The sequence below is a fragment of the Gordonia neofelifaecis NRRL B-59395 genome, from assembly GCF_000192435.1.
Classification (GTDB): domain Bacteria; phylum Actinomycetota; class Actinomycetes; order Mycobacteriales; family Mycobacteriaceae; genus Gordonia; species Gordonia neofelifaecis.
On record NZ_AEUD01000002.1, the window covers coordinates 364,592 to 385,713 of the forward strand.

21 protein-coding genes are annotated in these 21,122 nt (G+C 67.2%); 19 read left to right on the plus strand and 2 right to left on the minus strand.

Annotated features, from left to right (window positions below; all coding sequences use genetic code 11):
• The first annotated feature begins 93 nt into the window (after positions 1-93).
• Positions 94-2,010: a transcription termination factor Rho gene (gene rho / locus SCNU_RS03975; protein ID WP_009678070.1), complete on the plus strand. Its 1,917-nt coding sequence runs from the start codon at positions 94-96 to the stop codon at positions 2,008-2,010.
• Between the two features lie 309 nt (positions 2,011-2,319).
• On the opposite strand, the gene SCNU_RS03980 is transcribed toward rho, so the two are convergent.
• Positions 2,320-3,504: a diflavin oxidoreductase gene (locus tag SCNU_RS03980; protein ID WP_009678071.1), complete on the minus strand. Its 1,185-nt coding sequence runs from the start codon at positions 3,502-3,504 to the stop codon at positions 2,320-2,322.
• Between the two features lie 294 nt (positions 3,505-3,798).
• On the opposite strand from SCNU_RS03980, the gene rpmE reads away from it, so the two are divergent.
• The 16 genes from rpmE to SCNU_RS04060 all read left to right on the plus strand — a co-directional run bounded on the left by rpmE (position 3,799) and on the right by SCNU_RS04060 (position 17,727).
• Complete coding sequence (rpmE, locus tag SCNU_RS03985) at positions 3,799-4,011, plus strand: 50S ribosomal protein L31 (protein ID WP_009678072.1); 213 nt, start codon at positions 3,799-3,801, stop codon at positions 4,009-4,011.
• 134 nt (positions 4,012-4,145) lie between these two features.
• On the plus strand, positions 4,146-5,219 hold the full coding sequence (gene prfA, locus SCNU_RS03990) for a peptide chain release factor 1 (protein ID WP_050792749.1): 1,074 nt from the start codon (positions 4,146-4,148) through the stop codon (positions 5,217-5,219).
• Positions 5,216-6,148, plus strand: coding sequence for a peptide chain release factor N(5)-glutamine methyltransferase (gene prmC, locus SCNU_RS03995; RefSeq protein ID WP_009678074.1), 933 nt, complete (start codon positions 5,216-5,218; stop codon positions 6,146-6,148). Before prfA ends, prmC begins: the two co-directional genes overlap by 4 nt.
• Positions 6,145-6,804 carry an L-threonylcarbamoyladenylate synthase gene (locus SCNU_RS04000; protein ID WP_009678075.1) on the plus strand — a complete coding sequence of 220 codons (660 nt, stop codon included), beginning with the start codon at positions 6,145-6,147 and terminating at the stop codon, positions 6,802-6,804. Before prmC ends, SCNU_RS04000 begins: the two co-directional genes overlap by 4 nt.
• Positions 6,801-8,051 carry a serine hydroxymethyltransferase gene (locus SCNU_RS04005; protein WP_009678076.1) on the plus strand — a complete coding sequence of 417 codons (1,251 nt, stop codon included), beginning with the start codon at positions 6,801-6,803 and terminating at the stop codon, positions 8,049-8,051. Before SCNU_RS04000 ends, SCNU_RS04005 begins: the two co-directional genes overlap by 4 nt.
• A 2-nt stretch (positions 8,052-8,053) precedes the next feature.
• On the plus strand, positions 8,054-9,211 hold the full coding sequence (locus SCNU_RS04010; protein ID WP_009678077.1) for a glycosyltransferase family 4 protein: 1,158 nt from the start codon (positions 8,054-8,056) through the stop codon (positions 9,209-9,211).
• Positions 9,212-9,238: 27 nt separating this feature from the next.
• The gene (locus SCNU_RS04015) at positions 9,239-9,730 is read left to right on the plus strand and encodes a Cg1360 family ATP-synthase-associated protein (RefSeq protein ID WP_009678078.1); all 492 of its coding nucleotides are present in this window, start codon (positions 9,239-9,241) and stop codon (positions 9,728-9,730) included.
• Between the two features lie 301 nt (positions 9,731-10,031).
• The gene (gene atpB / locus SCNU_RS04020; protein ID WP_009678079.1) at positions 10,032-10,760 is read left to right on the plus strand and encodes a F0F1 ATP synthase subunit A; all 729 of its coding nucleotides are present in this window, start codon (positions 10,032-10,034) and stop codon (positions 10,758-10,760) included.
• 98 nt (positions 10,761-10,858) lie between these two features.
• Positions 10,859-11,101: an ATP synthase F0 subunit C gene (locus tag SCNU_RS04025; protein ID WP_006896403.1), complete on the plus strand. Its 243-nt coding sequence runs from the start codon at positions 10,859-10,861 to the stop codon at positions 11,099-11,101.
• Between the two features lie 14 nt (positions 11,102-11,115).
• Positions 11,116-11,670 (plus strand): F0F1 ATP synthase subunit B, encoded by a 555-nt coding sequence (locus SCNU_RS04030; protein WP_009678080.1) that lies wholly within the window; start codon positions 11,116-11,118, stop codon positions 11,668-11,670.
• 124 nt (positions 11,671-11,794) lie between these two features.
• Positions 11,795-12,613: a F0F1 ATP synthase subunit delta gene (locus SCNU_RS04035; protein ID WP_040517528.1), complete on the plus strand. Its 819-nt coding sequence runs from the start codon at positions 11,795-11,797 to the stop codon at positions 12,611-12,613.
• A gap of 66 nt (positions 12,614-12,679) precedes the next feature.
• Entirely contained in the window at positions 12,680-14,314 is a 1,635-nt protein-coding gene (gene atpA, locus SCNU_RS04040; protein ID WP_009678082.1) for a F0F1 ATP synthase subunit alpha, read from the plus strand.
• A 1-nt stretch (position 14,315) separates the two neighbouring features.
• Positions 14,316-15,269: a F0F1 ATP synthase subunit gamma gene (locus SCNU_RS04045; RefSeq protein ID WP_009678083.1), complete on the plus strand. Its 954-nt coding sequence runs from the start codon at positions 14,316-14,318 to the stop codon at positions 15,267-15,269.
• A gap of 39 nt (positions 15,270-15,308) precedes the next feature.
• Positions 15,309-16,754 carry a F0F1 ATP synthase subunit beta gene (gene atpD, locus SCNU_RS04050; RefSeq protein WP_009678084.1) on the plus strand — a complete coding sequence of 482 codons (1,446 nt, stop codon included), beginning with the start codon at positions 15,309-15,311 and terminating at the stop codon, positions 16,752-16,754.
• A gap of 9 nt (positions 16,755-16,763) precedes the next feature.
• Positions 16,764-17,141, plus strand: coding sequence for a F0F1 ATP synthase subunit epsilon (locus SCNU_RS04055; protein WP_009678085.1), 378 nt, complete (start codon positions 16,764-16,766; stop codon positions 17,139-17,141).
• A gap of 130 nt (positions 17,142-17,271) precedes the next feature.
• The gene (locus SCNU_RS04060) at positions 17,272-17,727 is read left to right on the plus strand and encodes a DUF2550 domain-containing protein (protein ID WP_009678086.1); all 456 of its coding nucleotides are present in this window, start codon (positions 17,272-17,274) and stop codon (positions 17,725-17,727) included.
• Between the two features lie 14 nt (positions 17,728-17,741).
• On the opposite strand, the gene SCNU_RS04065 is transcribed toward SCNU_RS04060, so the two are convergent.
• On the minus strand, positions 17,742-18,332 hold the full coding sequence (locus tag SCNU_RS04065) for a cob(I)yrinic acid a,c-diamide adenosyltransferase (RefSeq protein WP_009678087.1): 591 nt from the start codon (positions 18,330-18,332) through the stop codon (positions 17,742-17,744).
• A gap of 37 nt (positions 18,333-18,369) precedes the next feature.
• On the opposite strand from SCNU_RS04065, the gene murA reads away from it, so the two are divergent.
• Together murA and mdo are read left to right on the plus strand one after the other, a co-directional pair.
• Complete coding sequence (gene murA, locus SCNU_RS04070) at positions 18,370-19,626, plus strand: UDP-N-acetylglucosamine 1-carboxyvinyltransferase (RefSeq protein WP_009678088.1); 1,257 nt, start codon at positions 18,370-18,372, stop codon at positions 19,624-19,626.
• Between the two features lie 200 nt (positions 19,627-19,826).
• Positions 19,827-21,098, plus strand: a complete 1,272-nt coding sequence (gene mdo / locus SCNU_RS04075; protein WP_009678089.1) for an NDMA-dependent methanol dehydrogenase — start codon at positions 19,827-19,829, stop codon at positions 21,096-21,098.
• Positions 21,099-21,122 lie beyond the last annotated feature (24 nt).

Below are 21,122 nucleotides of genomic sequence, written 5' to 3' on the forward strand. Positions count from 1 at the left end.
GGCCCCCGGCATCTGAAGCCGGGGAACGAAAGGAATTCCGTGACCGAAACGGATGTGCAGGCACCCAAGCGGGCCCGTACCGGACTTTCCGCCATGCTGCTGCCGGAACTGCGCGGCCTCGCGGCTGAGCTGGGCATCAAGGGCACGTCGGGGATGCGCAAGGGCGATCTGATCGATGTGATCCGTGCGCACCAGCACGGAGGTGCGACCGGCTCGTCGAAGAAGGCCGCGGGCGCAGAGAAGTCGTCGACTGAGAAGCCTGCCGCGGCGCCGAAAGCCGCAGCTGAGAAGGTCGTCGCGCAGAGTCCCGCGACCGAGAAGCCTGCGGACAAGCCCGCCGAGACGCGTGCGGCGGACCGGACTGTCCAGGCGACCGCAGTCGAGAAGCCGGACGCCGCGCCCGCGAACAAGGGCGGCGCCGCCAAGTCCGCGGACAACGACCGCGCGGATGAGAACGGCCGAGGCGGCAACAGGAACGCCGACCAGAACCGTGATGAGAAGCCTGCGCAGGCGCGCGGCGACCAGCAGCGTGAACAGAACTCCGAGGGCGACGGTAACCGCCGCAACCGGAACCGGAATCGTGACGGCGGCAACCGTGACGGTGGCAATCGTGACGGCGGCAACCGGAATCAGGGCGAGAAGAGCCAGGACTCCGGCGACAGGTCCGGCCAGGGCAATCAGGGCCAGAAGAACCAGGGCCAGGGCAATCAGGGTCCCCAGAACCAGAACCGCGACAACAACGACGACGACGGCGAGGGCGGCGGTCGCCGCCGCGGCCGCCGGTTCCGTGAGCGTCGTCGCGGACGCGATCGCGACGGCGGCGGCGGCAACGCCGGCGAGCCGCAGGTCAACGAGGGTGACGTGCTCGCTCCCGTGGCGGGCATCCTCGACGTGCTGGACAACTACGCGTTCGTCCGGACGTCGGGATACCTGGCGGGTCCGAACGACGTCTACGTCTCGATGAACATGGTGCGCCGCAACGGGCTCCGCCGAGGCGATGCCATCACCGGCGCGGTCAAGGTGCCGCGCGACGGGGAGAACCCGAACAACCAGCGCCAGAAGTTCAACCCGCTGGTCCGTCTCGACACGGTCAACGGCACCGACATCGAGTCGGCGCGCAAGCGTCCGGACTTCACCAAGCTGACGCCGCTGTACCCGAACCAGCGATTGCGTCTCGAGACCACGCCCGAGCGGCTGTCGACGCGCGTCATCGACCTGATCATGCCGATCGGCAAGGGGCAGCGAGCATTGATCGTCTCGCCGCCGAAGGCCGGTAAGACGACCATTCTGCAGGACATCGCGAACGCGATCACCACCAACAACCCGGAATGCCATCTGATGGTCGTCCTGGTGGACGAGCGTCCCGAGGAAGTCACCGACATGCAGCGTTCGGTGAAGGGCGAGGTCATCGCCTCGACCTTCGACCGTCCGCCGTCGGACCACACCAGCGTCGCCGAGCTCGCGATCGAGCGCGCCAAGCGTCTCGTCGAGAACGGCATGGACGTCGTCGTGCTGCTCGACTCGATCACCCGACTGGGCCGTGCGTACAACAACGCGTCGCCGGCGTCCGGACGCATCCTGTCCGGTGGTGTCGACTCGCAGGCGCTGTACCCGCCGAAGCGATTCCTCGGTGCCGCCCGCAACATCGAGAACGGTGGATCTCTCACGATCATCGCGTCCGCGCTGGTCGAGACCGGATCCACCGGCGACACGGTGATCTTCGAGGAGTTCAAGGGCACCGGCAACGCCGAGCTCAAGCTCGATCGCAAGATCTCCGAGCGGCGCGTGTTCCCGGCGGTCGACGTCAACCTCTCGAGCACCCGCAAGGACGAGCTCCTGCTGTCGCCCGACGAGTTCGCGATCGTGCACAAGCTCCGCCGCCTGCTCGCAGGCCTCGACTCGCAGGCCGCGATCGACCTGCTGGTCGCGCAGCTCAAGAAGACGCGCAGCAACGTCGAATTCCTGATGCAGGTGAGCAAGAACGCCCCCGGCGTGATGAACGACGATTGACGCGGAGCGGCAGACTGAGCCGGAGGCTCAGGTTGAGCCGATTCACGAGGCCGAAGGCCGAGAATCGGTCGAAGCCTAGGTGACGAAGGGCTGGTAGGAGAGAACTCCTACCAGCCTTAGTCGTACCGGTGGGCCTCCGCAGGTAGAGCACCCCCAGTCCGCTGGGTGAGCGCCCCCAGTCCGCTGGTTGAGCGAGCGGAGCGAGTCGAAACCGGTGTCAGCCGGGCTGGGTCTGGCGTGAACCTCACCGTGGTTTCGACCGATTCTCGGCCTTCGGCCTCGTGAATCGGCTCAACCTGACGCTCCGCGTCAGTACACGTCGCGGCGGTATTGACCCGACTCGCGGAGACGCTGGAGCTCGGCACGGGCGCCCTCGTCGTCGAAGTCGCCGTAATCGCGGATGATCGCGACGAGCGTCTCGTCCACATCGTGCGCCATCTGCGTCGCGTCGCCGCACACGTAGAGGACGGCGCCGTCGCGGATCCAGCTGTAGAGCTCCTCGCCCTGACCGCCCATCAGATGCGAGACGTAGATCTTCTCGTCCTGCTCGCGGGAGAACGCGACGTCGAGGCGGAGGCTGCCGTCGGCCTCCATCGCCCACATCTCGTCGCGGTAGAGGAAGTCCTGATCGCGACGGCGCGCACCGTGGAACAGCCAGTTGCGGCCGGAGCCGTCGTCGTTGCGGCGCTCGTGGAGGAAGCCGCGGAACGGGGCGATGCCGGTGCCCGGACCCACCATGATGATGTCGGTGTCGGGCTCCGGCAGATGGAACGACTTGTTCGCGGTCAGGTAGATGCCGACCGTGTCACCCGGTTCCACGCGATCGGCGAGGTACGTGGATGCGGCGCCGCCGCGGTCGCGCCCGTCGCCCCAGACCGGGGTGGCCATGTGCCGGACCGTCGCAGGCGTCAGATGCAGCGTGCCCTCGTGGACGGAGGGAGACGAGGAGATCGAATAGGTCCGGGCTGCGAGCGGGCGCAGTTCGGCGAGGAAGGCTTCGGGAGTCGGGCTCCATGAGGGATCGAGATTCAGTAGATCGAGCACATCGCGCCCGCGCGACCAGGCGTCGAGGCGGGTACGGTCGCCGGCCAGCAGCTCCGCGACCTCGGCGACGCCGCGCGCGTTCGCGAGGTGGTCGAGCAGGTAGGGCGACGTCGAGGTGATCTCGAAGCCGTGGGTGAGCGCATTGGTGAGAGTGCGTTCGCCCTTGCGGTCGGCGATGATCGTCTCCCCGGGCACACCGAGCCGTTCGACGATCGCGGCGACCAGCGCAGGCTCGTTGGTCGGAGTCACGTTCACCGCGTCGCCCGGTCGGTAGTCCAGTCCCGAGTCGGCGATGTCGAGGACGAGATGCCGGACCTCCTTGTCGCTCTCGGGCGCGGTCAGGAGGTCGTTCTGGACGACGGTGGCGTGATAGGGGTTGCGTCGGGACCAGCGAGGCCGTTTCGAGGCGCGGGAGGAAGCGGCATCACTCGTCGGGTTCGCGGTCGTCATGTCTTCTCGGTACTCCAAGCGCTCGGGGCGAATGCGGGGCGAGAGGGCCGTCGACGGTGGCCCGGACGGAGTCGCCGAAACCAGGGTAAACCCGCGCGCGGCGAGTTCCCGAGGTTGCCGATGGCAAAGAGACTGGATTCACTCCGCGGCCGTGGTCGACCTGCCCGCAAGCCCGGCACCTGCACGATTGGTCGACCGGAGGGGCCCTGTGGAATAATTCTCCGGTCAGTCCGGTTCCGGTTCACACCACTGAAAATCAGCGGTGACCCGGCGGCCATGATGAAGGGACATCACATGAAGCAGGGAATCCATCCCGACTACGAGGTGACCACCGTCAACTGCGGTTGCGGCAACGAGTTCACCACCCGCAGCACCGCCAAGGGCGGCCACATCACCGTGGAAGTCTGCTCGAACTGCCACCCGTTCTACACCGGTAAGCAGAAGATCCTCGACACCGGCGGTCGCGTCGCTCGCTTCGAGAAGCGTTACGGCAAGCGCGCCAAGTAGCTCGCCTCAGACGCCCGACTGGAGATCTCCCCGGAGATCTCGGGTCGGGCGTCTGTTGTTTCGCCGACGACGCCCGGCGACGACGTACAGTCGCCGGCGACGACCCCGCAGTGATGACTAAGGAGATCCAGCACGTGAGTACGCAGGAACCGTCCGCGATCGACGACATCCTCGCCGAACACGCCGGACTCCAAGCCCAGCTGTCCGACCCCGCCCTGCACGACGATCCGGCCAACGCACGGCGCGTGGGCAAGCGGTTCGCCGAACTGGCACCGGTGATGACCACGTACACCAAGCTCACCGCCGCTCGCGACGACCTCGAGGCCGCGCGTGAACTGGCGGAGGCCGATGCGGCGTTCGCCGAGGAGATCCCCGCCCTCGAAGCGACCGTCACCGAGCTCGACGCGACGTTGACCGATCTGCTCGCGCCGCGCGACCCGCACGACTCCGACGATGTGGTGCTCGAGGTGAAGTCCGGCGCAGGCGGTGAGGAGTCGGCGCTCTTCGCGTCCGACCTGGTCCGGATGTACCTCAAGTACTGCGAGCGACACGGCTGGAAGGCCACCGTGCTCGGCGCGACCGAGTCAGACCTCGGCGGGTACAAGGAGGCGACGCTGTCGATCAAGGCTCGCGAGACCGTCCGCGACGGCGTCTGGTCGCGACTGAAGTTCGAGGGCGGTGTGCATCGCGTGCAGCGAGTACCGGTCACCGAGTCGCAGGGCCGCATCCATACCTCGGCGGCGGGCGTGCTGATCTATCCCGAACCCGACGAAGTCGAGGAGATTCAGATCGACGAGTCCGATCTCCGCATCGACGTCTACCGCAGCTCCGGCAAGGGCGGCCAGGGCGTCAACACCACCGACTCTGCCGTCCGCATCACGCACCTGCCGACGAACATTGTGGTGACCTGCCAGAACGAGCGGTCGCAGCTGCAGAACAAGGCGCGCGCGATGCAGGTGCTCGCGGCTCGGCTGAAGGCGGCGGCCGAGGAGGAGGCGGAGGCCGAGGCGTCTGCGGGACGTCAGGCGCAGATCCGGACCGTCGACCGGTCCGAGCGCATCCGCACCTACAACTTCCCGGAGAACCGGATCACCGATCACCGCATCGGGTACAAGGCCAACAACCTCGACTCCGTTCTCGGCGGCGAGATGGACGCGCTCCTCGACGCCCTTGTCGAGGCCGACAAGCAGGCACGACTGCAGCAGTGAGCGGACTTCTGCGGCGATCCGCGGACGCCGTGCGACGCGCGGCGGCGCAGCGCCTCACCGAGGCCGGCATCGACTCGGCGGCCGCCGAAGCCGGTGAGCTCGTGGCGCAGGTGCTGGGCGTCGAACCGGGCCGACTGCTGCTGATCGACGACGTCTCCGACGCGGACCGATCGCGCATCGACGATGCGGTGTCGCGTCGGGTTCAACGAGTCCCGTTGCAGCACATCACTTCCCGCGCGCACTTCGCCGGCGTCGAACTCACCGTCGGGCCGGGTGTCTTCGTCCCCCGCCCGGAAACCGAGCTCATCGTCGAATGGGCGGTCGCCGAGATCGCCGAGCTGCGACGAACCGGTATCGCGCCGATCCGGGTCGTCGATCTGTGCTCGGGCAGTGGCGCACTCGCTGTCGCGATCGCGGCCCACGCGCCCGACGTCCAGGTCACCGCCGTCGAATTGGCCGAGACCGCTTCCGAGTACCTGCGCCGCAACGTCCATGATCTCGGCCTGGCGGGCCGGGTGAGCGTGGTCCGCGCAGACGTGACGGACGCGACGGCGATGTCGCCGATCCTGACCGGTGCGCATGTGGTGGTGAGCAATCCGCCGTACGTGCCCGCGCAAGCAGCCGTGTCCCCGGAGGTCGCCCACGACCCGCCCGAGGCGGTGTTCTCCGGCGACAGCGGCATGGAACTGATCGATGCGCTCGTGCCGATCCTCGCCGCGGCGCTGAGCCCCGCAGCCGTCGTCGCGATCGAGCACGACGACACCACCTCGGAGGCGGTGTGCGACGCGCTCGCCCGTGCGGGCGGATTCGCCGATGTGCGGCCCCGTCGCGACCTGGCCGGGCGACCCCGATTCGTCACCGCCGTGCACCGGGCCGTAGACGACCCTGCGCGATCGGCGGGCGACGGCGTGGAAGGATGGAACGCGTGAGCGCGGTGTTCGATTGCAGTGACCCAGACGAGCGAGAAGCAGGCATCCGGGCGGCGGTGGGCGCGGCCCGTGCCGGTCGGCTCGTGGTGATGCCCACCGACACGGTGTACGGCCTCGGCTGCGACGCGTTCGACAGTGAGGCCGTGGCCTCGCTGCTCGCGGCCAAGGGCCGCGGACGCGACATGCCGGTGCCGGTGCTCGTCGGCTCGTGGCACACCGTCGACGGTCTGGTGCGTTCGGTGTCGCCGCAGGCACGGGAACTGGTGCAGGCCTTCTGGCCCGGTGGACTGAGCCTGGTGGTCGAGCAGGCACCGTCGCTGGCCTGGGACCTCGGGGACACCTCGGGGAGCGTGATGATCCGCATGCCGCTGCATCCGGTCGCGATCGAGCTGCTGCGGGAAGTCGGGCCGATGGCGGTCTCGAGCGCGAACATCTCGGGGCATCCGCCGGCCACGACCGCGCCGGAGGCCCGCGACCAGCTTCAGGACAAGGTGTCGGTCTACCTCGACGGCGGCCCGGCCGATCACGCCGTCGCCTCGACCATCGTCGACCTCACCGGTCCGGAGCCCAAGATCTTGCGCGAGGGCGCGATCACCGCGGAGCATCTCGCCGAGGTGCTGGATGTGGATGCCGAGGAACTTCGGAGCCGGTCGTGACCGACCCGATCCTCGACCCGGCCGCGGGCGACCCGCTGGCAGGCGATCCCGAGATCGCCGCGCTGCTCCAGCGCGAGGCCACGCGGCGCCGCGGCAGTCTGCAGATGCTCGCCGCCGAATCCACCGCCACGCCCGCCGTGCGCGCCGCGGTGGGCTCGATCCTGGCGGACAAGTACGCCGAGGGCTACCCCGGGCACCGCTACCACGGCGGCGTCGACGTGGTGGACGACATCGAGGAGCTGGCGATCAGCCGAGCGCACGAACTGTTCGGCGCCGAGTACGTGAACGTCCAGCCGCTGTCATGGGCGCTGGCGAACTTCGCCGTCTACGCGGCTTTCTCTCAACCTGGCGACCAGGTGCTGTCGCTGAGTCTGAAGCACGGCGGGCATCAGTCGCACGGCTCTCGCGCCAATCTGTCCGGCCGCTGGTTCACCGTCCTGAACTACGAGGTCCGCGCCGACACCGAGCAGATCGACTACGATCAGATCCGCGAGCTGGCGCTGATCCATCGACCGCGGATCCTGGTGGCCGGCGGGACCTCGTACTCGCGGTCGTGGGACTTCGCCGCGATGCGCACCATCGCCGACGAGGCCGACTGCATCTTCTGGGCCGACGCCGCGCATCTGGCGGGGCTCGCCGTCGGCGGCGTGCTCGACTCGCCGGTTCCGCACGCGGACGTGGTGACGGTCGCGACCAACAAGGTGATTCGCGGACCGCGCGGCGGACTGCTGCTCGCGCGCGGTGAGCATGCGGATTCGTTGTCGCGCGCCGTGTACCCGTTCATCCAGGGCGCCCCCGCGATGCACTCGATCGCCGCCAAGGCGGTGGCCTTCGCCGAGTGCCTGCGCCCGGGGTACGCGGCGTACGCGCGGAACGTCGCCGACGACGCCGCGGAACTCTCCGCCAGGCTCGCCGAGCGCGGTCTGCGGACCGTCTCGGGCGGAACGGACACTCACATCGCCGTCGTCGAGGTCTCGTCGCTCGGGATCTCGGGTCGCGAGGCGGCCCGGCGACTGGCCGCGTGCCGGATCATCGTCGACAAGGCCGTGACGCCGTTCGACGAGGCCCCGGTGGCCGAGGGTTCGGCGATCCGGTTCGGTTCGGCGGTCATGGCGGCCGACGGTCTGCGGCCCGCCGAGATGTCCACGGTCGCCGATCTGATGATCGACGCGATGCGCACGGACCCGGACGACGTGGCTCGGCAGGCCGCGATCACCGAGGCCGTCGCCGCGGTGGGGGAGAAGTAGACGTGCTCGGATACGCGCTGGAGACCTCCGGCGGCGGGGCGGGCGTGCCGCTTCGCGAGCTCGCCCTCGTCGGTCTCGCGGCGGCGGGCATCACCTACTTCCTCACCTCGCTGGTCCGCGTTCTCGCCGTTCGTTTCGGAGCCGTCGCCGTCCCGCGTCAGCGTGACGTGCACGTGATCCCGACGCCCCGGCTGGGTGGGGTGGGCATGTACATCGGCATCGTCTGCGCGATCGGGCTCGCCGCGCAACTGCCCGCACTCAACCGAGGCTTCTCGTACACCCACGACATGCTGGCCGTCATCACCTCCGGTCTGGTGATCGTCCTCGTCGGCATCATCGACGATCGTTGGGGCCTCGACGCACTCACGAAGTTCGTCGGTCAGCTGACCGCGGCAGGCGTGCTGGTCATCATGGGTGTGAGCTGGTACCTCGTCTACGTGCCGTTCGCCGACATCGGCACCGTCGTGCTCGATCCGCTGCAGGCCGGGCTGCTCACCGTGGCGATCACGGTCACCACGATCAACGCCATCAACTTCGTCGACGGCCTGGACGGATTGGCCGCAGGCATCGGCCTCATCGCGGCCGTCGCGATCTGCCTGTTCTCGCTCGGACTCCTGCACGACCAGGGCGGCGACGTCAGCTACTACCCACCAGCGCTGATCACCGCTGCGCTCGCCGGCGCGTGCCTGGGATTCCTGCCCCACAACTTCTCACCCGCCCGAATCTTCATGGGAGACTCCGGCGCGATGCTGATCGGCCTGATGCTCGCCGCCGCGGCGACGAGTGCGTCGGGGCGCGTCGCTCGCAGCGCGTACGGACCGGCGGACATGTTCACGCTGCTGTCGCCACTGATCCTGGTCGCCGCAGTGATGTTCATCCCGATGCTCGACATGGTGATGGCGGTGATCCGGCGAACCCGAGCGGGCGTCGGCTTCTACACTCCGGACAAGATGCATCTGCATCATCGACTGCTCGAACTGGGTCACTCCCAGCGTCGAGTCGCCCTGCTCATCTACCTGTGGGTCGGTGTCCTGGCGTTCTCCGTGGCGGCCGGGACCCTGCTGCCCGCGTCGGTCGTGATGCCGATCTTCATCGTGGGTTTGATCGTCGCGCTCGCCGCGACGTTCGCACCGCGACTGAGTCGCCGGTTCGCCCGATAGCGTGTCCGCTCGCTAACCTGGTCTCTCGTGTCGACGAATGACGAGAACGAAGCACCAGAACCGACCCCGAGCGGCATCGACTCGGCGGCCCTCGAAGAGGCGACCGACCCGACTGCGCCGCTGAAAGCGGGACTGAAGTACGGCGTCTGCGGCCTCGGCATCCTCATCGTCGCAGGCCTGCTCATCTGGTGGCCCTGGAAGGGCGTGCCGGGACTGTGGGGTGTCCTCATCGGCGCCGCGATCGGAGGCGGGTTCATTCTGATCACCGTCATCACCATCCTGCTGACCGCGAAGGCCTCGCCGACAGTCGTCATGGGTGCGCTGATGGGCGGCTATCTGGTCAAAGTGGTCATCGTCATCGCCGTGACGGCGATTCTCAAGGACATGACCTTCTACAACAAGGGCGCGCTGGTCAGCATGTTGATCGGCGCGATCGTTCTGGTCCTGGGCAGTGAGCTGTGGGGTGTGCTGACCACCCGTCAGACCTACATCGCACCGGAGTCCGACACCAAGGCTTGATTGTGACGAGCTTCACGAAGGGTCGCCTGACCAGCTACTACGACTGATAGTAGAACGATTGCATCGGGACGATATGCAGATATTGTCGCCCCGGATTGGTCGCTGGGCCTTCTGACTTGCTAGTCTGCTTCCCGCGGGACGATGCGGCAATGTGCAGTTCAATGCACTGCGGCACCTCGCACACTGAACGATGGAACCCGCCTACTGAGAAGTTGCGCGGGCCCGAGAACGGGAGAGAACGCTGAGCGCCACCCTCGCAGCCGAGTTCCACGCACCGTCCCTGGATGACTTCTTCCCGCCGATGCTGTTCGGAGAAGGCACCTGGTGGGGAATGGACCGGCTCATGCTGATCCGAGTCGTCGTGGCGGTACTCGTCGCGGCGTTTTTCGCGCTCGCTCTGCGCAGCCCCAAGCTCGTGCCGACCGGCCTGCAGAACATCGGTGAGAGCTTCATCGACTGGGTCCGTATCAACATCGCCGAGGAGATCCTCGGTAAGGACAACGGCCGCAAGTTCCTGCCGATCATCGCCTCCATCTTCTTCGCGACGATCTTCTTGAACCTGACGTCGATCATCCCGTTCTTGAACATCTCCTCGAACGCGCGCATCGGCATGCCGCTGGTGATGGCGCTGGCCGCTTACGTCACCTACTGCTGGGTGGGCATCTCCAAGTTCGGCTTCTTCGGCTTCATCAAGTCGTCGATCGTGCTTCCCGGTGTGCCGCTCCCGGTGCACTTCCTCCTGGTGCCCATCGAGTTCGTCTCGACGTTCATCCTGCGGCCCTTCACGCTGACCGTCCGACTCATGGCCAACATGCTGTCCGGTCACATCATGCTGGCGCTGTTCTTCGCCGCCACGCAGTACTTCATCATCGACCAGAGCGGCATCTGGACGCTTGCCGGTCTGGGATCGCTCGTCGCGGCCATCGGCTTCACGTTCTTCGAGCTCCTGGTCATCGCGCTGCAGGCGTACATCTTCGCTCTGCTGACCGCGGTGTACATCGACCAGTCGATCCACGCCGACTCGCACTGACCGAATAACGACTTCGGGACGGCCAGACGGCCGGACCGGCACAGACTGACTCGCTCGCCCGTCCGGGTGGGGAGCCACCAAGAAAGGGAATCGCAAAGATGAGCTACATCGCCCAGACTCTGGCCGACGAAACCATCACGGGTAAGGGCTTCGGCGCGATCGGCTACGGCCTCGCAGCCATCGGCCCCGGTATCGGCGTCGGCATCGTGGCCGGCAAGGCCATCGAGGGTATCGCCCGTCAGCCCGAGCTGGCCGGTCAGATCCGCACCACCATGTTCCTCGGTATCGCACTCTCTGAGGCCCTGGCGCTGATCGGTATCGTCGCCGGCTTCATCTTCTGATAAGAGACCACGACATGATCAACACCAGTTTGATTCTCGCCGCTGAAGACGAGAGCAAGAACCCACTCCTTCCCGAGTGGTACGACATCACCTGGTCGCTGGTCGCCTTCGCCGTCGTCCTCTTCGTCTTCTGGAAGTTCGTCATCCCGAAGTACCGCAAGGTGCTCGACGAGCGTCACGACACGATCGAGGGCGGTATCGCCCGCGCCGAGGCGGCTCAGGCCGAAGCGGCTCAGCAGCTGGCGGCTTACCGCGAGCAGCTCGCAGGCGCTCGTGAAGAGGCTGCTGCCATCCGTGACGAGGCACGCACCCAGGGTGCGCAGATCGTCTCGGACATGAAGGCTCAGGCCAGCACCGAGAGCGACCGGATCATCGCCAACGGCAACGCCCAGCTCGACGCGCAGCGTCAGCAGGTCGTCTCCGAACTGCGCGGTGACCTCGGCAAGCTGTCGGTCGATCTGGCCGAGAAGCTGGTCGGTGCGTCCCTGTCGGACGACGTCAAGCAGGCTGGAACCGTCGATCGGTTCCTGGCTGAACTGGACGGCGTGTCGAACGAGACCGCCAAGTAATCCGATGGATACACCGATGGTGCGGGCCGGCGAGGGGACCGGAGAGATCTCCGTCCCTCGCTCCGCCACATCCGAGGCAAGCCGACTCCCAGGCGGGATCCGCCTAGACAAGGAATGTAGCTAGATGTACGCAGCGTCAAGCCGCGAAGCCCTCGAAGGGGCCCGCGTTGAGCTGGAGACCATCCTTCGTGGGGCCGCCGCATCGACCGATGCGGTGACCGTCGGCGAGGAACTGCTGTCGGTGTCCGACGCCGTCAGCGGTGACCGTTCGCTGCGCATCGCGCTGGCCGACTCGAGCACCGCACCCGACAACCGGGCCGCGGTCGCCGACAAGGTCCTGACCGGCAAGGTCTCTGACACCACCCGTTCCGTCGTCTCCTCGACCGCGGCACGCACCTGGTCCAGCGACGCCGATCTGGTCGAAGGCCTCCGTCAGCTCGGCCGCGAGGCCCTGCTGCAGGCTGCCAAGGCCGCAGGCAAGTCCGATACCGTCGAAGACGAGCTGTTCCGCCTCGCCCGCGTGATCAAGGGCGACACGGCACTGGAGCAGGCACTGACCGACCGTGCCCGCACCACCGCCGATCGCACCGCGCTGCTGCGCAAGCTGATCGACGGCAAGGTGGAGCCGATCACCGAGCGTCTGGCCGTCAATGCGGTCGCGACGACCGATGAGCTCCCCGGCGATGCGATCGACGAGCTGTCGCAGCTGGCCGCGGCCAGCAACGGCCGCAAGGTCGCCTACGTCGCCAGTGCCGGTGAGCTGTCGAGCGAGCAGCGCAATCAGCTCGCCGCGAAGCTCGCCGAGATCTACTCGGCACCCGTCACCCTGCATGTCGACATCGACCCCGAGCTCCTCGGCGGCGTTGTGATCCGCGTGGGCGACGAGCGCATCGACGGCAGCATCTCGGGCAAGATCGCGACGCTGCGTCGCGGCCTGCGGTAGCACCATCGCACGCCACCACTAACGATTCCCAAGACCAAGAACCAGAAAGCCAGGAAGAGCAGGAACATGGCGGAGTTGACCATCTCCTCCGATGAAATTCGGAGCGCGATCGCAAGTTACACCGAAGACGTGGGCAACCAGGCCTCGCGCGAAGAGATCGGCACCGTCACTGACACCGGTGACGGCATCGCTCACGTCAGCGGCCTTCCGGGTGCCATGGCCAACGAGCTGCTGGAGTTTCCCGGCGGCATCCGCGGTGTCGCACTGAACCTCGACCTGGATGAGGTCGGCGCCGTCATCCTCGGTGACTCGGAGAACATCGAAGAGGGCCAGGAAGTCAAGCGCACCGGCAACGTCCTGTCGGTCCCGGTCGGCGACAAGTTCCTCGGTCGCGTCATCGACCCGCTGGGCGCACCGATCGACGGACTGGGCGCCATCGAGTCCGAGGGCGACCGCGTCCTCGAGCTCCAGGCAGCCTCCGTCCTCGAGCGTCAGCCGGTCGAGGAGTCCCTCGCCACCGGCATCAAGGCCGTCGACGCCATGACCGCGATCGGCCGCGGCCAGCGCCAGCTGGTCATCGGTGACCGCAAGACCGGTAAGACCGCGCTCTGCATCGACGCCATCCTGAACCAGAAGGCCAACTGGGCGACGGGCGATCCGGAGAAGCAGGTCCGCTGCATCTACGTCGCCGTCGGTCAGAAGGGTTCGACCATCGCCGGCGTCAAGTCCGCCCTCGAGGAGGCCGGCGCGATGGAGTACACCACCATCGTCGCCGCACCGGCATCCGATTCGGCCGGCTTCAAGTGGCTGGCTCCGTACACCGGTTCGGCCCTCGGCCAGCACTGGATGTACCAGGGCAAGCACGTCCTCATCGTGTTCGACGACCTGTCGAAGCAGGCCGAGGCCTACCGCGCCATCTCGCTGCTGCTGCGTCGCCCGCCGGGCCGCGAGGCTTACCCGGGTGACGTCTTCTACCTGCACTCGCGTCTGCTGGAGCGTTGCGCGAAGCTGTCCGACGAGCTCGGCGGCGGCTCGATGACCGGTCTGCCGATCATCGAGACCAAGGCCAACGACGTCTCGGCGTTCATCCCGACCAACGTCATCTCGATCACCGACGGTCAGGTCTTCCTGGAGTCGGACCTGTTCAACAAGGGCGTCCGTCCGGCCATCAACGTCGGCATCTCGGTCTCGCGTGTCGGTGGCGCCGCGCAGACCAAGGGCCTCAAGGACGTGTCCGGCTCGCTGCGTCTGGAGCTCGCTCAGTTCCGTGAGCTGGAGGCCTTCTCGGCCTTCGCCTCGGACCTGGACGCCGCATCGAAGGCACAGCTCGAGCGCGGCGCCCGCTGGGTGGAGCTGCTCAAGCAGGACCAGTACAGCCCGGTCGCCGTCGAGGACCAGATCGTGTCGCTCTACCTCTGCGGTGAAGGCTTCATGGACTCGGTTCCGGTCGCGGACGTGCGTCGCTTCGAGGCCGAGCTGCTCGGCGAGCTGCACCACACCGCCTCGGGCGTCTACAGCAACATCGCCGGCGGCAAGAAGCTGACCGCCGACGACAAGGCCGCTCTCGCGACCGCGACGAACAACTTCAAGGCAGGCTTCATCGCCGCCGACGGGAGCCGTGTGGTCGACGTCGACGCCGATCCGCTGGCCGCCGAAGACGTCGAGCCCGAGACGATCCGAGTGACGAAGAAGCAGAAGTAACATGGCAACCATTCGGGAGCTGCGCTCACGGATCAAGTCGATTCAATCGACTAAGAAGATCACGAAGGCGCAAGAGCTGATCGCGACCTCGCGGATCACCAAGGCACAGGCACGGGTGGCTGCCGCCCGTCCCTACGCCCAGGAGATCACCCGGGTCGTCACGACGCTGGCGAACGCCTCGACGTCGCTGGACAGCCCGCTGCTGACCGATCGGGAGAACCCGCGCCGTGCCGCCGTCCTGGTCGTGACCAGCGACAGCGGCCAGTGTGGCGGCTACAACTCGAACGTGCTCAAGGAGACCGAGGAACTTCTCTCGCTCCTGCGCAGCGAGGGCAAAGAGCCGGTCGTGTACGTGATGGGCCGTAAGGGCATCGGGTACTACACCTTCCGCGAGCGTCCTGTCGCCGCGGGCTGGTCGGGCTTCTCTCAGCAGCCGAACTTCTCCGACAGCGCGGCCGCCGTCCACCATCTGGTGGACTCGTTCCTCGCCGGTTCGGGTGAGACGGTGGCGCTGCCGGGCGGTGGAGAGGTCGAGGGCGTCGACGAACTGCACATCGTCTACACGCGTTTCGTGTCGATGCTGACGCAGAAGCCGGTGGTTCGCCGCATGGCGCCGATCGACGTCGAGTTCGAGGTCGAGCATCTGAACATGGGGGAGGACATCCTCGAGGACTCCGCCAACGCCGTCGTCACGGCTGAGGTGGACTTCGAACCCGAGCCCAAGGAACTGCTCGACGCACTGCTGCCCAAGTACGTCGCGTCGCGCATCTTCGCTGCGCTGCTCGAGTCGGCGGCATCGGAGAACGCGGCACGTCGTACCGCCATGAAGGCGGCGACCGACAACGCCACCGAGCTCGAGAAGACCCTGTCCCGTCAGGCCAACGCGGCCCGTCAGGCGCAGATCACCCAGGAAATCAGCGAGATCGTCGGCGGCGTCGAGGCGCTGGCGAACTGATCGCGACAAGAGACACACCTGAAGGAAAGTGAAGTAACAATGACTGCAGCAGTCACTGATACACCGGGGGCCGCTTCCGCGACCGCCGGTCGTGTCGCCCGGGTGATCGGCCCCGTCGTCGATGTCGAGTTCCCGCGCGGCGCCATCCCCGCCCTGTTCAACGCCCTGCACGCGGAGGTCACCCTCCCGGCGGTCGCGAAGACGCTGACGCTCGAGGTCGCACAGCACCTCGGCGACAACGTGGTCCGCACCGTCTCGATGCAGCCGACCGACGGCCTGGTCCGCGGCGCGGCTGTCGTCGACACCGGCAAGCCGATCTCGGTTCCGGTCGGCGACGTCGTCAAGGGCCACGTCTTCAACGCGCTGGGCGACTGCCTGGACGCTCCCGGCACCGGTCGCGACGGCGAGCAGTGGGGCATCCACCGCAAGCCCCCGGCCTTCGACCAGCTCGAGGGCAAGACTGAGATCCTCGAGACCGGCATCAAGGTCATCGACCTGCTGACCCCGTACGTCAAGGGCGGCAAGATCGGTCTGTTCGGCGGCGCAGGCGTCGGCAAGACCGTTCTGATCCAGGAGATGATCACCCGTATCGCTCGCGAGTTCTCGGGCACCTCGGTGTTCGCGGGCGTCGGTGAGCGTACCCGTGAGGGCACCGACCTCCACCTCGAGATGGAGGAGATGGGCGTTCTCCAGGACACCGCCCTGGTGTTCGGTCAGATGGACGAGCCGCCGGGCACGCGTATGCGCGTCGCTCTCTCGGCCCTCACCATGGCCGAGTACTTCCGCGACGTTCAGCACCAGGACGTGCTGCTGTTCATCGACAACATCTTCCGCTTCACGCAGGCCGGTTCCGAGGTCTCGACCCTGCTCGGTCGTATGCCTTCGGCCGTGGGCTACCAGCCCACGCTGGCGGACGAGATGGGCGAGCTGCAGGAGCGCATCACCTCGACCAAGGGTCGTTCGATCACCTCGCTGCAGGCGATCTACGTCCCCGCCGACGACTACACCGACCCGGCGCCGGCGACCACGTTCGCTCACCTCGATGCGACCACCGAGCTCTCGCGTCCGATCTCGCAGCTGGGCATCTACCCGGCCGTGGATCCGCTGACGTCGACCTCGCGCATCCTGGAGGCCTCGATCGTCGGTGACGAGCACTTCCGCGTCGCCAACGAGGTCAAGCGCATCCTGCAGAAGTACAAGGAACTGCAGGACATCATCGCGATCCTCGGTATGGACGAGCTCTCGGAGGAGGACAAGGTCACGGTCGCCCGCGCCCGTCGCCTGCAGAAGTTCCTCGGCCAGAACTTCCTGGTCGCCGAGAAGTTCACCGGTCAGGTCGGTTCGGTCGTGCCGCTGTCGGAGACCATCGACGCCTTCGACCGCGTGTGCAAGGGCGAGTTCGATCACCTGCCCGAGCAGGCGTTCAACAGCTGTGGCGGACTCGACGACGTCGAGGCCGCAGCCAAGAAGATCGCCGGAAAGTAGTCACCCGCCATGGCTGACAAGACTTTCCGACTCTCGGTCGTCTCGCCGGACTCCGAGCTGTACTCCGGCGATGCGACGTTCCTCGTGGCACAGACGACGGTCGGCGAGCTGGGCATCCTCGCGAGCCACGCGCCGATGCTCGCCGAGCTCGCGCCCGGCGGCTTCGTCAAGGTGACCGAGGCCTCCGGCAACCAGACGGCGATCGCCGTGCAGGGCGGGTTCCTGTCCGTGACCGGTGATTCGATCACGGTGCTGGCCGAGGCCGCTCAGTTCGTCTCCGACATCGACGTCGCCGCCGAGCGCGCGGTGCTGGAGTCGGCAGCCGAGGGCAGCGAGGAGTACCTCGCCGCCAGGTCCCGGGTCCGCGCAGTGGAAGCTGTGGCCTGATCCGGAACTGCGACCCGCTTCGCACATGATGTGACATACACGACGACAGCCGTCCTGCACAGCAGGGCGGCTGTCGTCGTCTCAGGAAGGGCTTAACCGTCGTCGTGTATACCTGCATGTGAGGAGGTTGATGGGGTTGGCATTGTGGGTGTGGATCATCATCGGCGTCGTCGTGGCGGGATTCTTCGTCGCCGCAGGCGTCGTCTACCGCTTGGTCGAGGTGAGACGTGCCGGTACGCCGGTGCTGCTCCGCTCGCTGCCCGCCGACGCCGACGAGGGCTGGCGCCACGGATCCGTTCAGTACGGAGACGACAATCTGACCTACTATCGCCTCAGCTCATTGCGTCCCGGCCCCACCGTGAGCATGTCCCGACGACGGATCGAGATCGTCGGCCGCCGACGCCCGGTCGGGACGGAACTCGAGATCATGGATGACGACTTCGGCATAGTCGAACTCGCGATCGGCCGGTCGGGCCGCGGCGGCCGCTACGAACTGGGCATGAGTCCGGCGGTGTCGACGGCGTTTCAGTCGTGGATCGAGGCACGCGCGCCGCAGCGGTCGCGCAGGCGCCGCCCGGCGGCGTGACTCGGCCCTGCTGATCAGCGGTCGCGTTCGCCGCCCGGTACCCACTTCACATCGGCGACGCCCGCGCGCACGTTCGCGACACGGCCGAGGATGAACAGCAGATCCGACAGCCTGTTCAGGTACTTGGCCGGAAGCACCGACGAGTCGTCGGGGTGTTCGCCGATCGCCGCCCACGCCGATCGCTCGGCCCGTCGGGTCACCACCCGTGCCTGGTGCAGGTAGGCCGACAGCGCGGTGCCGCCGGGAAGGATGAACGAGTCCAGTGGTTCGAGCTCGGCGCCGAAGGCGTCGCACCACTTCTCCAGGGCCTCGATGTAGTCGGGTTCGATTCGCAGGGGCGGGTACTTGGGATCCGCCACCACCGGTGTCGACAGATCGGCGCCGGCGTCGAAGAGATCGTTCTGCACCGTCGTCAGCACCGAGGCGATGTCCGCGGGGACCTCGCCGCTGAGGGTCAGGGCCGCGCCGATCGCCGCGTTGGCCTCGTCGCAGTCGGCGTAGGCGACCACGCGAGCGTCCGTCTTCGGGACGCGGGAGAAGTCGGAGAGTCCGGTCGTGCCGTCGTCGCCGGTGCGGGTGTAGATGCGAGTGAGATGGACTGCCATGTCTGTCAACCTACGCGTCCGGCGATAAGCTGTGTGCGTGAGTGATCGCTACTTGGTTACCGGTGGGGCACGACTGGCTGGAGAGGTGACTGTTGGAGGAGCCAAGAACAGCGTTCTGAAGCTGATGGCGGCGGCGCTGCTCGCCGAGGGGAGGACGGTGCTGACGAACGCGCCCGAGATCGCCGACGTGCCGCTGATGGCGGACGTCCTGCGCGGTCTGGGCGCCGAGGTCGTCATCGAGGGGGACGTCGTCACCATCGACGTCCCCGCAGAACCCGAGTATCACGCCGACTTCGACGCGGTGAAGCAGTTCCGCGCCTCGGTGTGCGTCCTCGGCCCGTTGATGGCGCGGAGGCACCGCGCGGTGGTGGCGCTGCCCGGCGGCGACGCCATCGGCTCGCGTCCTCTCGACATGCATCAGGCGGGTCTGCGTGCGCTCGGCGCGCAGAGCGCCATCGAGCACGGGTGCGTGGTCGCCGAAGCGGAGGCCCTGACCGGCGCGGCCGTCGCGCTCGAGTTCCCGTCTGTCGGCGCGACCGAGAACATCCTGATGGCCGCGGTGCTCGCCGACGGGGTCACGACCATCGACAACGCCGCTCGCGAGCCGGAGATCGTCGATCTCTGCGAGATGCTGATCGAGATGGGCGCGCGGATCGACGGCGCGGGTTCGCCCACGCTCACCGTGACCGGGGTCACCTCGTTGACCCCGACCCGCCATCATGTCGTCGGGGACCGGATCGTGGCGGGCACGTGGGGCGTGGCGGCGGCGATGACGCGTGGCGACATCCGGGTGCGCGGGGTGGATCCCGACCACCTGCGGCTCGTGCTGAAGAAGCTCGAGGACGCCGGTGCCGTCGTGGAGCGGTTCGACGACGGATTCCGCGTGGCGCAGGCGACGCGCCCGGTGGCGGTGAACACGGCGACGCTGCCGTATCCGGGCTATCCGACGGACATGCAGCCGATGGCGATCGGCCTCGCGGCGGTCTCCGACGGGATGTCGATGATCACCGAGAACGTCTTCGAGGCGCGGTTCCGGTTCGTCGAGGAGATGGTCCGGCTCGGCGCCGACGCGCGTACCGACGGCCACCACGCGGTCATCCGCGGGGTCGAGGCCCTGTCGAGCGCACCCGTGTGGTCGTCGGACATCCGGGCCGGCGTCGGCCTCGTGCTGGCCGGACTGGTCGCCGACGGGGTCACCGAGGTACACGACGTCGAGCACATCGATCGCGGTTACCCGAACTTCGAGCAGCAGTTGATCGACCTCGGCGGAAAGATCGAGCGCGCGGTGGGCTGACCGAGGGGCGATCGAGCGCGCCGTCGGGCAACCGGCTCCATCACCTGTCCGATCGGACAGGGACACTCCTGCCCTCCCGGGCTGATCTCTCCGGCACCCGGTCAGGTGCTCTTGTCGACGCCATGTGACGTCGAACACGCTGGTGAGGACAGTTCGGCACGGGCCAGTGCCGGGCACTCTCACCGAAGGAGCTGACCCCCATGGCGATCGAGATGAATCAGATCTGGGACTTCCCGATCAAGGAGTTCCACCCGTTCCCGAAGGCGAAGCTGGGCGTCGGCGCCCACGACATGCTCGGCGTCGAGGCCAAGGAACTCGGCATGACCCGAGTGCTGCTGATGACCACCGGGCTGCGCGGTTCGGGCATCATCGAGGAGCTCACGGGAAAGATCGAGTATCAAGGCGTCGACGTGGTGCTGTTCGACGAGGTCCAGTCGAACCCGAAGGACTTCAACGTGATGGACGCGGCGGCGCGCTATCAGTCCGAGAAGTGCGACGGCATCATCTCGGTGGGCGGCGGGTCGAGCCACGACGCCGCGAAGGGCGCACGCATGGTCATTGCGCACGACGGCCGCAACATCAACGAGTTCGAGGGCTTCTCGAAGGCGACGAACAAGGAGAACCCGAAGCACATCGCGGTCTCGACCACCGCGGGCACCGGCTCGGAGACCTCCTGGGCGTATGTCGTGACGGACACCTCCGACATGGCCGATCCGCACAAGTGGGTGGCGTTCGACGACACCTGCCTCGTCGATCTCGCGATGGACGACCCGCTGCTGTACTACTCGTGCCCGGAGCACTTCACCGCCTATTGCGGATTCGACGTGCTCGCGCATGCGAGCGAGCCGTTCGTCTCTCGTCTGGACTTCGCGCCGTCGCTCGGCAACGCGAAGTACTCGATGGAACTGACGGCTCAGCACCTGCGCACCGCCGTGTACGACCCGCACAATCTCCAGGCGCGGACCGGGATGATGCATGCGCAGTACATCGCGGCGCAGGCGTTCAATTCCGGCGGACTCGGCCTGATCCATTCGTTCTCCCACGCGTTCAGCGCCTTCTACGACAGCCATCACGGACTCAACAACGCGATCGCGTTGCCGCGAGTGTGGGAGTACAACCTGCCGTCGCGTTATGAACGGTTCGCGGAGATCGCGCGGCTGATGGGCGTCGACACCAGCCGGATGACCACGGTGCAGGCGGCCGACGCCGCTGTCGAGGAGGCCATCCGGCTGTCGAAGGACCTCGGCATCCCCGACAACTTCGGTTCACTGACCACCGCGAGCTACGACAAGAACCGGATGAACACCGGAAAGTACGAGGGGCGCGGCGATGGAGTCGACACGTCGGAGAAGCAGGCGATCGCCATCGCCGAGCACATGATGGGCGACTGGTGCACGCCGGGCAATCCGCGCGAGTGCACCGTCGAGTCGATGCTGCCGATGGTCCGCCACGCGCTGACCGGCACGTACTGATTCGGCGAGACAGCGGAGAGGCGG

Coding starts and splice junctions, on each gene's coding strand:
- atpB (WP_009678079.1), top strand. CDS start 10,032: ATGCTGTTCGGAGAAGGCACCTGGTGGGGAATGGACCGGCTCATGCTG.
- rpmE (WP_009678072.1), top strand. CDS start 3,799: ATGAAGCAGGGAATCCATCCCGACTACGAGGTGACCACCGTCAACTGC.
- SCNU_RS04065 (WP_009678087.1), bottom strand. CDS start 18,332: ATGGCAGTCCATCTCACTCGCATCTACACCCGCACCGGCGACGACGGC.
- atpD (WP_009678084.1), top strand. CDS start 15,309: ATGACTGCAGCAGTCACTGATACACCGGGGGCCGCTTCCGCGACCGCC.
- atpA (WP_009678082.1), top strand. CDS start 12,680: ATGGCGGAGTTGACCATCTCCTCCGATGAAATTCGGAGCGCGATCGCA.
- SCNU_RS04045 (WP_009678083.1), top strand. CDS start 14,316: ATGGCAACCATTCGGGAGCTGCGCTCACGGATCAAGTCGATTCAATCG.
- SCNU_RS04030 (WP_009678080.1), top strand. CDS start 11,116: ATGATCAACACCAGTTTGATTCTCGCCGCTGAAGACGAGAGCAAGAAC.
- mdo (WP_009678089.1), top strand. CDS start 19,827: ATGGCGATCGAGATGAATCAGATCTGGGACTTCCCGATCAAGGAGTTC.
- rho (WP_009678070.1), top strand. CDS start 94: ATGCTGCTGCCGGAACTGCGCGGCCTCGCGGCTGAGCTGGGCATCAAG.
- SCNU_RS03980 (WP_009678071.1), bottom strand. CDS start 3,504: ATGACGACCGCGAACCCGACGAGTGATGCCGCTTCCTCCCGCGCCTCG.
- SCNU_RS04055 (WP_009678085.1), top strand. CDS start 16,764: ATGGCTGACAAGACTTTCCGACTCTCGGTCGTCTCGCCGGACTCCGAG.
- SCNU_RS04035 (WP_040517528.1), top strand. CDS start 11,795: ATGTACGCAGCGTCAAGCCGCGAAGCCCTCGAAGGGGCCCGCGTTGAG.
- SCNU_RS04060 (WP_009678086.1), top strand. CDS start 17,272: ATGGGGTTGGCATTGTGGGTGTGGATCATCATCGGCGTCGTCGTGGCG.
- SCNU_RS04025 (WP_006896403.1), top strand. CDS start 10,859: ATGAGCTACATCGCCCAGACTCTGGCCGACGAAACCATCACGGGTAAG.